Source organism: Promicromonospora aerolata, assembly GCF_042682255.1.
Classification (GTDB): domain Bacteria; phylum Actinomycetota; class Actinomycetes; order Actinomycetales; family Cellulomonadaceae; genus Promicromonospora; species Promicromonospora aerolata.
In genome coordinates, this window is the sequence record NZ_JBHUHF010000001.1 from 5,035,092 (window position 1) to 5,048,176 (window position 13,085).

The following is a 13,085-nucleotide window of genomic DNA, read 5'->3' on the forward strand; positions in this document are numbered from 1 at the left end:
GGCCGTTCGAATGTCAGTGGTTCAGTCCATGATTGTGTCTGTGAGCGAGACGACAGGCATCCCGGAACCCACCGAGACGACGAGCGACGACGCCGGTGCGCAGCGCCGGTGGTCCGAGCTCGTGGCCCGGATCGAAGAGGACCGGCGGGCGTACTTCGAGGCCGACGCCCCGGTGTCGTCGGACGCCGAGTACGACGCGCGGATGCGTGAGCTGCAGGCGCTGGAGGCGGCGCACCCCGCGCTGGCGACCCCGGAGTCACCGACCCAGAGCGTCGGAGGTGCGGCGGCAGCGGGGTTCGCCACGGTGGAGCACCTCGAACGCATGCTGTCGCTCGACAACGCCTTCACCACCGACGAGCTGGCGGTCTGGGCGGAGAAGGTCAACCGTGACCTCGGCACCGACCGACCCGGCCTGCTGTGCGAGGTCAAGATCGACGGCCTGGCGATCTCTCTCGTGTACGAGCGGGGACGCCTGGTGCGAGGGGTCACGCGTGGTGACGGACGCGTCGGCGAGGACGTGACCCGCAACGTGCTCCGGATCGCCGAGATCCCCCAGAAGCTCACCGGCGAGGACCACCCGGACGTGGTCGAGGTGCGGGGCGAGGTGTTCATCCCGGTCGCCACCTTCGCGCGGCTCAACGAGCTGCAGGCCCAGCTTCGGGAGCGGGCCGTCGAGGAGAGCCGGGCACGTTCCGGACGCCACACCGCCGGTCGCAAGCCGTTCGACGTGGAACAAGCCCGCATCGCCGCCCTGCGCCGGTTCCCGCAGTTCGCCAACCCACGCAACGCCGCGGCGGGCGGCCTGCGGCAGCTGCTGGATAAGAAGGACGGGCTCGAGCTGGAGGCGGGGCTCGCCCGGGTGGAGGGGCTACGCATGTACGCGCACGGCGTGGGTGCGCTGCAGTGGGAGGAAGGCGAGCACGCCGAGCTGGAGCGGCAGTCCGACGCGTACACGCTGTTCGAGCAGTGGGGCATCCCCGTCTCCCCGCACAACCGGGTGGTCGACGGGCTGGACGGCGCGCTCGAGATGATCGAGCACTTCCGTGAGCACCGGCACGACATCGAGCACGAGCTCGACGGGATCGTTCTCAAGGTCGACGCGCTGGCACGGCAGCGCCGGCTGGGGTCGACCAGCCGGGCGCCCCGGTGGGCCATCGCCTTCAAGTACCCGCCCGAAGAGGTCAACACCCGGCTGCTGGCCATCCAGGTCGGTGTGGGGCGGACCGGCAGGGCCACCCCGTACGCCGTGATGGAGCCGGTGAAGGTCGCGGGCTCCACGGTGCGTCAGGCGACCCTGCACAACCAGGACGTCGTGCGGGCCAAGGGCGTGCGCATCGGCGACGTGGTGGTGCTGCGCAAGGCGGGCGACGTCATCCCGGAGATCCTCGGGCCGGTGCCCGCCCTGGCCGACGACGGCTACCCGCGCGAGGACTTCGTCATGCCGGCCCGGTGTCCGGAGTGCGATACGCCCCTGCGTCCCATGAAGGAGGGCGACGTCGACCTGCGCTGCCCCAACGCGAAGTCCTGCCCGGCACAGGTGCGCGGACGGGTCGAGCACATCGGGTCGCGCGGCGGCCTCGACATCGAGGCGCTCGGCGAGGTCACGGCCGCGGCGCTCACGCAGCCCGACGTGCCGGACACCCCGCCCCTGGTCACCGAGGCCCAGCTGTTCTCGCTCACGCTCGACCAGCTGCTGCCGATCGAAGCGGTGGTGCGGGACGCGGAGACCGGCCTGCCGAAGATGGACGACGACGGCGTGGTGCGCCGCAGGGCCCCGTTCCGGCGCAAGCTGTCGTACACGAAGGCGCAGCGCGCCGCGGCGGAGGAGTCGGGCGAGACCCTGTCGGACGGGGCGCCGTCCGCCAGCGCGACCAAGCTCCTGGACGAGCTGGAGCGCGCCAAGACGAAGGAGCTGTGGCGCAAGCTGGTCTCCCTGAACATCCGGCACGTCGGGCCGGTGGCGGCCCGGGCGCTCGCGGGCTGGTTCGGTTCCGTGGAAGCCGTCGAGGCGGCGTCCGAGGAGGAGCTGGCGGCGGTGGACGGGGTGGGCCCGGTGATCGCCGCCGAGATCAAGGCGTGGCTGGCGGTGGACTGGCACCAGGACATCCTCGCGGCGTGGCGTGCGGCGGGTGTCGAGCTCGCCACTCCGGGGCACCCGGGACCTGCCGCGATGGCCGAGGCCGACACCGGGCCCACCGGCCCGCTCGCAGGCCTGACCGTCGTGGTGACCGGCTCGCTGGAGGACTTCACGCGCGACGGTGCCAAGGAGGCGATCCTCGCCGCGGGCGGCAAGGCCTCGGGATCCGTCTCCAAGAAGACCGACTACGTCGTGCTGGGCGAGAACGCCGGCACCAAGGCCGCCAAGGCCGAGGCGCTCGAGATCCCCACCCTCGACGAGGACGAGTTCAAGGCGCTGCTGGAGGGCGGTCCCGAGGCGTTGTGAACGCGAGGATCACCGCCGGCCCGGTAGCCGCACGGTAAGCAGCTTGGCCCGGGGCGCGAGGCGTTCCGCGAGGGCGAAGACCCCGTCCGTGCGCTCCCGGCCGGGGTCGATCACCGAGAACAGGTTCACACCCAGGTAGAAGGTGATCGCGGCGTCGGCGACGTCCCGTGCGGGGAGCAGCTTGCCGAGCGGTGACCCGCCCACGACCCGCTCCCAGTGCTCGGCGACGAAGCCGACCCAGGGTTCGGCCCGCACGCTGATCTCCTCGCGCAGCGCCGGCTTGGTCACGGCGGCCGCGACGAGCTCGCCGAACTGCGCGAGGTACCCGCGCTCCAGGTCGGTCCGGTAGATGGTGGTCGCGGCCTCGACCAGCTCTTCGACGGTGCGTGCCTTCGCCGCGGTGACGCGGTGCAGTGCCATGCGTTCCTCGGTCGCGCGGTCCAGCGCCGCCAGGAGCAGCTGGTCCACACCACCGAAGTGGTAGAAGACCAGCGCCGAGTTGGCCTCCGCCACGGTCGCGATCGTGCGGGCCGAAACTCCGGCATACCCCTGCTCCTGCAGCACCTGGTCCGCCGCGTCCAGCAGCCGCTTGCGGGTCTCCTCGGCCGTCCTGCGCCCGGTCTGGGCCATCGTCAGCTCCTTTCGCCGTCTCTTGATCATATGCTTTAATCGAGTGATTAAAGCGACTGATCAAACGAGCCCCGGCCGCTGGCCGACGGCGGCGGAGGGACTGGTGCACGGACCGATGGAAGAACCCCGAGGGATCGGCCCCGACCCGGAACGCCCGGTCCCAGAACATCGCGGCCCGGAGTATCCCGGCCCAGAACAAGCCGACCCGGCACGCCGCGACATCCGGCCCGACGCGGAGTGGGACGCCGACCCGGAACCGCGCCCAGCATCCCGCCCTCCGCTGACGCCCGGTGCGCGCCGCGCCCGGCTCCAGCTCGCCGGGGTCGCGCTCGCCCTTTTCGCCGCGATGCTCGTGGCCAAGCTCCTCGGCTCTGCCGACGCGCAGCAGACGGCACTCTTCTACGTCGGCATCCCGGCGGTCATCGCGCTCACGGTGATCCTCACCGCCCGGCCCCGGAGCGCGGTCGGCACGGCGCTGGCCACCACCACGGTGGGGCTGGCGCTCGCGGGCCCGCTGCTGGACGAGGGTGTCGTGTGCCTGGTCATCGCGGCCCCGCTCTTCTACGGCGTCGCGGCGCTCATCGGTGGGCTCGTCCAGAAGTCGCGCCACCATCGCGGACGCGCGGTGGCGGCCGCACCGGTGCTCCTCGTCCTGCTGGCCGAGGGGGTCGGCGGGTTCAGCCTGCTGCCGCGCGACGACTCGGGCACCGCAACCGTGGTGGTGCAGGCGACACCCGAGCAGGTGGCGGCAGCGCTGGCCGCCCCGCCCGCCTACGGTGACTTCGAGGCGCCGTTCCTGCGGGCGGTCCCGTTCCCCGAGCCGGTGGCCGCCACCGGGGACGGACTGCGCGTGGGGGACGAGCGCCACGTCACCTTCACCCCCGGCCGTAGCCTGGGCCTCGGCGCGGAGGTGGTGCCCCGCGCGATGTCGCTCCGGGTGGTGGAGTCCCAGGTGTCCGACGGCGGGGGACACGTGCGCCTCGGCGTCACGGCGGACACGACCCTGGACCGCTGGATGGACCTGCACTCCGCCGACGTCACGTGGGAGGCGGCCGGTGCCGGTCGCACGCGCGTCACCTGGTCCCTCGACTACACCCGCACGTTCGACCCGTCCTGGTACTTCGGGCCGCTCCAGCACTACGCGACCGGTCTGGCCGCCGAGTACCTCATCGAGACGTTCGCGGCCACTGCGGAGCGGACGGCCACGGCGGAACAGGCGGACGGGTGACCGGTCCGCTCGACCCGGCTACCGCCGCCGTCGTCGTCCGGGCGGTGGCCGTGGGAGTGCCGCTGCTCGCCGTGGTCGCCCTGGGCGCGTGGCGGCCGCCGAGCGCGCGTGTGACCGGGGCGGCGGTCACGGCCACCGCCTGGGCCGCGCTGCTGCTCCTGCCCCTGAACGTGGTGGCGCCGTCGCTCGGCTGGTGGACGTTCCACGCGACCGGGGCCGTCTGGCTCGGTGTGCCCGTCGACCTGTGGCTGGGCTGGTCGCTCCTGTGGGGTGCGGTGCCCGCCCTGAGTGCGAGCCACCTCCGCGACGGGCGCGGGTCGCTCGTACTCCTGGCCGCTGTCCTGGTCTGGCTGGACCTGGCCGTCATGCCGCTCGGCGAGCCGGTGGTCGTGCTCGGCGGCGCCTGGCTGGTCGGCGAGGCGGTGGGCGTCGTGACGGTCCTGGTCCCCGCCCTCTTCCTGACGCGCTGGACGCTGCGCGGCACGCACGTCACCCACCGCGCGTGGGCCCAGGCGTTCTGGGCCGGCGGTCTGCTGCTCGCGCTCCCCGTCCTGGCCCTGTCGCCCGAACCCCGCTGGCCCGCGGGGATCACGTCCGTCGGCCTCCAGCTCACGCTGCTCACCTGCCTGCCGGGACTGGCCGCGATGCGCGAGCTGGCCGCCGTCGGACGCGGTACACCGCTGCCGTACGACCCCCCGTCGCACCTCGTCACGTCCGGCCCGTACGCGTACCTGCGCAACCCGATGCAGACCACCGTCGCCGCCACGTATGCGATGCTCGCCCTCACCCTCGGGGAGCCGGCGCTCCTGCTCGGCACCCTGGTCGCCGTCGGCTACTCCGCCGGGCTGGGCGAATGGCACGAGGGAGAGCAGCTACGCAGCACGTTCGGTGCGCCCTACCTCGGCTACCGCGCAGCGGTACGGCCCTGGCTGCCCCGCTGGCGGCCGGCACCCACGGTCCCCGCCGCGACGCTCTGGGTCGCCGCCGACTGCGACCCGTGCAGCGGACTCGCACGCTGGTTCGTGCGTCACGAGCCCGTCCGCCTGCAGATCCGGCCTGCCGCAGAGCACCCGGACGTGCTCTACCGCGTGACGTACGAGGTGCCGGACGACACCACAGGTGTGCCAGGGACACCGGCCGTCCGTGCCCAGGGCGTCGCCGCGGTCGCCCGCGCACTGGGGCACCTCCACCTCGGCTGGGCGCTCGTCGGCTGGGCGCTCGACCTGCCCGTCGTGCGGCACTTCGCGCAGCTCGGCGCCGATGCGTTCGGGGCGGGCCCCCGCGCGTCCCGCCCCCAGGATTGCCCTGTGCCCGCCCTGAGCCCAGCCCTTGGCGGCCCTCCCCGGGACGACACCAGGGCAACCGACGGCAACTCATTGTGACCGCTCTACCGGGGTCATACCGTCGGCCACGGCAGGAGGACGACATCGGTCCTCGTGCGCGTGACGGACAGGCAACCTCAACGGAGAGGCAGGCTGATGAACCGCATTCTCACCCCCGGACGGACCCCCGGTCGAACCCCGCGACGACGGACCCCACGAACGAACAGGTGGCTCGGTGCGGTCGCCGGCGTCGTCCTCGCACTCCCGCTGGTCGCGTCAGGCGCCTCGGCCGCGCCGGCAGCGGACGAGTGCGTCTACGGCTACTCGGCCGGCCAGTCGGTGTTCTTCGGGGCGGGCGAGGCCGCCTCCGGGGTACCCAACCGTGACACCGGCAACGGGTGCACCGTCATGGACGAGATCATGGCCGACGCGCCGTTCTCGACGCACGGCCAGTTCACGAGCACCGTCGCTCGGGTCGCGAGCGAGCTGGAGCGGGCGGGGGTGCTCACCGACGCCGAGCGGTCCAGCATCGCGCGAGCCGCGGCCGCCTCGGAGGTGGGCGCCCCGCACCCGGTGACCGGGACGCGTTCGGTGGACCTGAGCACGATCGGCCTGGTGGGCTACACCGTCCGGGCCACGATGCCCACGGATGCCGAGGGAACCCTCGCGGCGCTCGCCGAGTGCGGGTTCCAGAACATCGAGCCGTCGGGCCGCGTCGGCAACTTCTACGGGTACACGTCCGCACAGCTCGCGCCGCTGACGGACGCTGCGGGGCTGGCCGTCCCGTCCCTGGGCGTCAGCCTGTCGAACCTGGAGAACGACATCGACGGCGTCATCGCCGAGGCGCACGCGATCGGCGCCGAGTACGTGCGCATCTCCGGCTCCAGCAGGTGGACCCTCGCCGACTACTCGCGGACGGCGGCGGTGCTGAACGAGGTCGGCGCGACGCTCAAGGCGAACGGGATCACCGTCGCGTACCACAACCACGGGTACGAGTTCGAGACCGTCGAGAACGGCGTCAGCGGCTACGACGTCCTGGTCCGGGAGACCGACCCCGAGCTGGTCACGATGGAGCTCGACGTGTACTGGTCGGCCAGCGTCGGCGTCGGCGCGGTCGAGCTGTTCACCACCTACCCCGGCCGGTTCGAGCTGCTGCACCTCAAGGACCTCGCGGCCGACGGATCCTTCGCCGACGTCGGCGAGGGCACCATCGACTTCGCCGAGATCTTCGCGAACGCCTCCCTCGCCGGGGTGCGCTACGGCTTCACGGAGCACGACCAGCCGACCCCGGACGGTGTCACGTCCGCGTGCACCAGCATCGGCAACCTCGCCGAGCTGCGCTACTGAAGCACGCTGCCGGTCGCTCGTACCGGCGAGCCCGGAGAACGTCGACGACGCCGTTCGGCCGACGAGAGCTTTCACTACACGGAGGAGTGTTCATGATGCCTGCACCACGCCACAGAGCCGTGGCGGCCGTGCTCGGGATGGCCGTCGCCGTCGGGTCCCTGGCAACCGCCTCGGTCTCCGCAGCACACCCGGGGGAGGGCGGCCACGCCGACTCGTCCAGCTTCGAGAAGATCCCGCTGGTCACGGAGGGTCTGAGCGACCCGTTCGAGCTGGACGTCGCCGAGGACGGCCGGGTCATCTACATCGAGCGGACCGGCGCGGTCAAGGTCCTCGAGCAGGACACGCTACGCCAGACCACCGCCCTGGACCTCGACTACTCCCTCGACCTCCTGACCCAGTCGGACGGCCTGCTGGGTCTGACGCTGGACAACGACTTCGCCGAGAACGGGTGGCTGTACCTGCTGTGGAGCGACCCCGACGTCGCCAAGATGAATCTCTCCCGGTTCACCATGGGGCCGGACAACACGATCGACCCGGCGTCGGAGGAGCGCCTCCTCGACTACACGATCTGGCGGGGTGAGGGCCGCGCGAACTCCCACATGGGCGGCTCGCTCGCGATGGGTCCCGACGGCAACCTCCACGTGGCCACCGGTGACAACGCCGACCCGTTCGACCAGGCCGGCTACACGCCGATCGACGAACGAGACGGCCGCCGGGCCTGGGACGCGCAGGGCACGTCCGCCAACACCAACGACCTGCGCGGCAAGGTCCTGCGGATCCACCCGGAGGACGACGGGACGTACACGGTCCCCGAGGGCAACCTGTTCGCGCCGGGCACCGCGGGGACCCGTCCGGAGATCTACGGGATGGGTTTCCGCAACCCGTTCCGCATCACCGTCGACCCCGGGACCAGCGCGGTCCTGGTCGGTGACTACGGCCCGGACGCCCGGGTGGCGAATCCGCTGCGCGGACCCGAGGGCATGGTCGAGTTCATCCGGATGACCGAACCCGGCAACCACGGCTGGCCGTACTGCCACGCGAACAACCAGGCGTACATCGACTACGACTTCGCCACGGGCGAGTCGGGCGAGGCGTTCGACTGCGCCAACCCGGTCAACGAGTCCCCGAACAACACGGGTCTGCGCGAGCTGCCGCCCAGCGAGCTGCCGCTCGTCTGGTACGGCTACGGCGAGTCCGCGGAGTTCCCCGAGCTCGGGACGGGCGGCGCCGCCCCGATGGCCGGCCCGGTCTACCGGTACGACGCCGAGAACCCCGTCAAGACGAAGTTCCCCGAGTCGTACGACGGCCACTGGTTCGTGTCCGAGTACGCGCGCAACTTCTACAAGGTGCTGTCGATCGACGAGGCCACGGGCGACCTTCGCTCGATCGATCCCTTCCTCTCCGAGGAGACCTTCGTCTCGCCGTTCGAGGCGGAGTTCGGGCCCGACGGGTCGCTGTACATCATGGACTTCGGCAGCGGGCGAGGCGCCGGACGAGGCAGCACCAACACCAACGCCGGCATCTACCGCGTGGACTACGTCGCCGACGGCCGGCGCCCGATCGCGCAGTTCACGACCGACGTCGAGTCCGGCGCGGCGCCGCTCACCGTGAGCTTCGACGGCGAGGCCAGCAACAGCCCTGACGGGCTCGACATCACGTACGCCTGGGACTTCGAGAACGACGGTGTCGTCGACTCGACCGAGGCCAAACCCGTGCACACCTACACGGAGCGCGGACAGCACTCCGCGCGGCTCACCGTCACCGACAGCGATGGCCTCACCGGGGTCTCGGTCCAGAAGATCACGGCGGGCAACACCCGCCCGGAGGTCTCCTTCGGCACACCGGCAGCCGGCGGCTTCGCCGAGCTCGGGGACACCCTCCCGTACTCGGTCGACGTCGTCGACGCCGAGGACGGCTCCACCGCCGCCGGAACCATCGACTGCGACCGCGTGACCGTCAACACCCAGCTGGGGCACGACACGCATGCCCACCCGCTGGACAACTACACGGGCTGTTCCGGTGCCGTGTTCCTCGACCCGGCCGACCACGGTGCCGGGCAGAACGTGTACGGCGTGCTCGGTGCGGGCTACCGGGACCTGGGCGCCGCGGGCGTTCCGGAGCTCACCGGCCAGGACCGTATCCGGCTGCAGGTCAAGGACAAGGAGGCCGAGTTCTTCAGCGACAGCGCCGGTGTCACCGTCGTCGACGACCCCGCGGCACGCGGCGGCCGTCTGGTCAGCGACCTGGACCCCGGCGACTGGATCGCGTTCGAGCCGGTGGATCTGACGGGCATCACCGGGCTCACTCTCGGCGTACTGCCCGGCGACGTCGGCGCCACCGTCGAGGTGCGCGTGGGCAGCCCGACAGGTCCCAAGCTCGGTCAGGCGCGGGTCGGTGCGGCGGACGCCGCCGGACAGGTCGTCTCGCCCAGCATCGACATCGACGGGCAGAGCGGGACCACCACCCTCTATCTCGTGTCCAGCGACACGGGGCAGCCTGCCGGGACGGCTGAGGCGGACGTCGCACCGGCGCTCGACTGGCTCGTCTTCCACGGCCGGGGCGTCGCCGACGCCACCGCGCCGCGGGTCGAGGCGGAGGCCGACCGCACCGGGGCGCCGGACCACCTCGTGGCCGAGCTCTCGGGCTCCGCCGTGGCACCGGAGGGCCGGGAGATCACGTCGTACCGCTGGGACCTCGGTGACGGCACGACGGCGGAGGGCCAGGAGGTCACGCACGAGTACTCGGCCCCGGGCCGGTACACCGCGCGGTTGGTCGCGACCGACAGTGCGGGGGCGCGGGACTGGGCCACCGTCGAGCTCGTCGTCGCCGACACCGGCCGATGAGCTGACCGCAGGGCACCTGAGTCGGCCGGTCGGGATGCGTCTTTCGCACCCGGGCCGGCCGACGTGTTCCGGCAAGCGCCATTAACGGCGACGAGTTGACGACTTCTGCTTGACTGTCGACAAAAGTCCTCGTAGGTTCTTGTCGCATGGTCAACGCCGACCGAGGAGAGTTCATGCGCCAACGTGGAACCAATGTCCACGCAAGACAGGCAGTCGCAGGCGCGACTGCCATAGGCCTGACAGCGGTGATGCTGGCAGGAACTACCGCTTCCGCATCAGCGGCGGACGAGCTGCCGCCGCAAGAGCCCGGCGTCACCCTGAGGACCTACGACCTGGCCCGCGAGCTCAGCGAGCTGTGCACGCTGCGGTCGGGCCAGACGCCCAACGTCGACCAGCTCACCCCCACCATCGACTACTCGACGGACGCCGACTTCGGGATGAGCGACCGGTTCATCTCCCACGCGCTGGCGAACCTCACGGTCCCGTCGGCCGGCAACTACGAGTTCCGGCTCACCAGCGACGACGGTTCGCGCCTGGTGATCGACGAGGCCGAGGTCATCGACCACGACGGCCTGCACGGTGAGACCTCGAAGGAGGGCACCGTCGCGCTCGAGGCGGGCGTGCACGCCCTGCGGGTCGAGTACTTCGAGAACGGCGGCGGCAACGTCCTCCGGCTCGAGTGGCGTCCCCCGGGCGCGGCCGACTTCGCGATCGTGCCCTCGTCGGTCCTGAGCACCGAGGCCGGCGTCGTGCGCGTCACGGCCCCGGGCACCAAGTACTGCGAGAACCAGGACGACACCGCGGGCGACGGCATGCGTCTCGACTCGGTGTACCCGGGCTACACGCTCACTGACCTGCGCCCCGAGGGCTTCGAGCCCATGGTCGCCGCGCTCGACTGGACCGGTGACGACCGGCTCGCCGTGGTCACGTCCGGCTCGGTGAGCCCCGCCGGCTGGGTGGAGGACCCGGAGCCGGGCGAGGTGTTCCTGCTCGACAACGTGACCGGAGAGACCTCGAAGGAGGAGGTCACCGTCGAGAAGGTCGCCACCGACCTCCTCAACCCGATGGGTGTCGCCGTGATCGGGGACTCGATCTTCGTCTCCGAGCGGGACGGGCTCACGGAGCTCACGGACCCGGACGGCGACGGGTTCTACGACGAGCACAGCACGCTGGCCGAGTGGCCCTTCGGCGGCAACTTCCACGAGTTCGCCTTCGGTCTGCTGCACGACGAGGAGAGCTTCTATGTCAACCTCTCCGTCGCCATCGACAACGGTGGTGCCACCACGGACCCGCAGCCGGCCGAGAACCGCGGCACCGCGATCAAGATCGACCGCGAGACCGGTGAGATCGAGTACGTGGCCGGCGGCCTGCGCACGCCCAACGGCATGGTCAAGGGTCCGGACGGCGAGCTGTTCGTGATGGACAACCAGGGCGCCTGGCTGCCCGCCTCCAAGCTCGTGCACGTCGAGCAGGGCAAGTTCTTCAACCACTTCACGAACCCGGCGGGTCCGTTCGACGACCAGCCGGTCTCCGCTCCGGCGCTGTGGGTGCCCCAGAACGAGATCGGCAACTCGCCGAGCGCCCCGGTGCAGCTCGACGAGGGCCCGTACGCGGGCCAGCTGGTGTTCGGGGACGTCACCTACGGTGGTCTGCAGCGTGGCTTCCTCGAGAAGGTCGACGGCGAGTACCAGGGCGCGGTGTTCCGGCACTCGGCCGGCCTGGAGGCGGGCGTCAACCGCACGGTGGTCGGTCCCGACGGCGCCCTGTACGTGGGTGGCATCGGCGAGGCCGGCAACTGGAGCGAGGGCGGCAAGCTGCGCTACGGCCTGCAGAAGCTGGCGCCCAACGGCGAGGACGCCTTCGACATGACCGAGATGCGGGCCACCGAGACCGGCTTCGAGGTCGAGTACACGGAGCCCCTGTCGGACGAGACGGTCGCGAAGATCGCCGAGAACCCCAACGAGGCGTTCCGGATGGACCACTGGCGCTACGTGCCCACGCGCAACTACGGCGGACCGAAGATCGACGAGCGGCCGCTCTTCGTCGCGGACGCCGAGGTGTCCGAGGACCGTACCCAGGTCACGCTGACGGTGGACGGGCTCGAGCCGGGCCGCGTGGTGCACCTGCGCAGCCCGCGCCCGTTCGCGGACGCCGAGGGCCGTGAGCTCTGGAACACCGAGGCCTGGTACACGCTCAACGCCATCCCCGGCTACACGTCGCCGGCCGAGCGCGGGTACCACGAGGCCGAGGAGGCGACGCTGCGCGGTTCCGCCAACGTGGCCACCGAGCACTCCGGCTACTCGGGGTCCGGGTTCGCTGCCGGGTTCGGCCAGGTGGGCGCCTCGGCTCGGTTCACGGTGGACGTGGACCGGGCGGGCACGCACCCCGTGCGCCTGCGCTACGCCAACGGCCCCAACCCGTTCCAGGGCACCAAGCAGGTCTCGGTGCTGGTGAACGGGCAGGAGGTCGAGCCGTGGGCTCTCGAGTCCACCGGTGACTGGAAGACCTGGGCGACCGTCACGCGGCCGATGCAGCTGCAGGAGGGCGTGAACACGATCACGCTCCGCTACGACGCGGACGACGACGGGAACGTCAACCTCGACGTCCTCAAGGTCGGCGGCAACCCGGACATCTGCGGTTCGAAGGACTACGGGGAGGGCTACGAGGCGCTGTTCGACGGCACCCTGGAGTCCCTCGACGAGTGGCGTCTCGCGGGAGCCGGCTCGTTCGGCCGCCAGAGCGACTGCTCGATCCGTAGCACCGGTGGCATGGGCCTGCTCTGGCACACCGGTCAGGAGCTGGGCGAGTACAGCCTCAAGCTGGACTGGAAGCTCGTGCAGGACGACAACGGCGGCATCTTCGTCGGCTTCCCGGACCCCGGGAACGACCCGTGGGTCGCCGTGAACCAGGGCTACGAGATCCAGGTCGACGCGAGCGACGAGCCCGACCGCACCACGGGGTCGATCTACACCTTCCAGGGTGCGGACGCGGCCGCCGTGGAGCAGGCTCTGAACCCGGTCGGCTCGTGGAACTCCTACGAGATCCGGGTGGAGGGCCAGAACATCAAGGTCCTGCTCAACGGGGTGCTCGTGAACGACTTCATGAGCACCGACCCGGCGCGTGACCTCGCGCAGGGGTACGTGGGCCTGCAGAACCACGGTGGTGGCGAGACCATCTACTACCGTGACGTCCGGGTGAAGGACCTGGCGGACGTGGGCTGACCCGCGACACAGGAAGATGGTGCTGCCCGGGACGCGAGGTCCCGGGCAGCA

7 protein-coding genes are annotated in these 13,085 nt (G+C 71.3%); 6 read left to right on the top strand and 1 reads right to left on the bottom strand.

Going from position 1 to position 13,085, the window contains the following annotated elements; all coding sequences use genetic code 11:
* Positions 1-28: 28 nt before the first annotated feature.
* Positions 29-2,443, top strand: a complete 2,415-nt coding sequence (gene ligA, locus ACFSL2_RS22390) for an NAD-dependent DNA ligase LigA (RefSeq protein WP_377199959.1) — start codon at positions 29-31, stop codon at positions 2,441-2,443.
* Positions 2,444-2,452: 9 nt separating this feature from the next.
* On the opposite strand, the gene ACFSL2_RS22395 is transcribed toward ligA, so the two are convergent.
* A complete protein-coding gene (locus ACFSL2_RS22395) occupies positions 2,453-3,073 on the bottom strand; it encodes a TetR/AcrR family transcriptional regulator (protein ID WP_377199960.1) in 621 nt (206 codons plus the stop codon).
* A gap of 115 nt (positions 3,074-3,188) precedes the next feature.
* Between ACFSL2_RS22395 and ACFSL2_RS22400 the strand changes: the two genes are divergently transcribed.
* The 5 genes from ACFSL2_RS22400 (at position 3,189) to ACFSL2_RS22420 (ending at position 13,034) form a co-directional block, all read left to right on the top strand.
* A complete protein-coding gene (locus ACFSL2_RS22400; protein ID WP_377199961.1) occupies positions 3,189-4,301 on the top strand; it encodes a hypothetical protein in 1,113 nt (370 codons plus the stop codon).
* The gene (locus tag ACFSL2_RS22405) at positions 4,298-5,683 is read left to right on the top strand and encodes a methyltransferase family protein (protein ID WP_377199962.1); all 1,386 of its coding nucleotides are present in this window, start codon (positions 4,298-4,300) and stop codon (positions 5,681-5,683) included. The genes ACFSL2_RS22400 and ACFSL2_RS22405 overlap by 4 nt, the downstream gene beginning before the upstream one ends.
* A 96-nt stretch (positions 5,684-5,779) precedes the next feature.
* Positions 5,780-6,970, top strand: a complete 1,191-nt coding sequence (locus ACFSL2_RS22410) for a sugar phosphate isomerase/epimerase family protein (RefSeq protein ID WP_377199963.1) — start codon at positions 5,780-5,782, stop codon at positions 6,968-6,970.
* 92 nt (positions 6,971-7,062) lie between these two features.
* Entirely contained in the window at positions 7,063-9,813 is a 2,751-nt protein-coding gene (locus ACFSL2_RS22415; RefSeq protein ID WP_377199964.1) for a PKD domain-containing protein, read from the top strand.
* A 248-nt stretch (positions 9,814-10,061) separates the two neighbouring features.
* The gene (locus ACFSL2_RS22420; RefSeq protein WP_377199965.1) at positions 10,062-13,034 is read left to right on the top strand and encodes a 3-keto-alpha-glucoside-1,2-lyase-like domain-containing protein; all 2,973 of its coding nucleotides are present in this window, start codon (positions 10,062-10,064) and stop codon (positions 13,032-13,034) included.
* Positions 13,035-13,085 lie beyond the last annotated feature (51 nt).

Excerpts from the sequence above, each read along its gene's own strand:
- ACFSL2_RS22395 (WP_377199960.1), bottom strand. The coding sequence starts at position 3,073 with ATGGCCCAGACCGGGCGCAGGACGGCCGAGGAGACCCGCAAGCGGCTG.
- ACFSL2_RS22410 (WP_377199963.1), top strand. The coding sequence starts at position 5,780 with ATGAACCGCATTCTCACCCCCGGACGGACCCCCGGTCGAACCCCGCGA.
- ACFSL2_RS22400 (WP_377199961.1), top strand. The coding sequence starts at position 3,189 with ATGGAAGAACCCCGAGGGATCGGCCCCGACCCGGAACGCCCGGTCCCA.
- ACFSL2_RS22415 (WP_377199964.1), top strand. The coding sequence starts at position 7,063 with ATGATGCCTGCACCACGCCACAGAGCCGTGGCGGCCGTGCTCGGGATG.
- ACFSL2_RS22420 (WP_377199965.1), top strand. The coding sequence starts at position 10,062 with ATGCTGGCAGGAACTACCGCTTCCGCATCAGCGGCGGACGAGCTGCCG.
- ligA (WP_377199959.1), top strand. The coding sequence starts at position 29 with ATGATTGTGTCTGTGAGCGAGACGACAGGCATCCCGGAACCCACCGAG.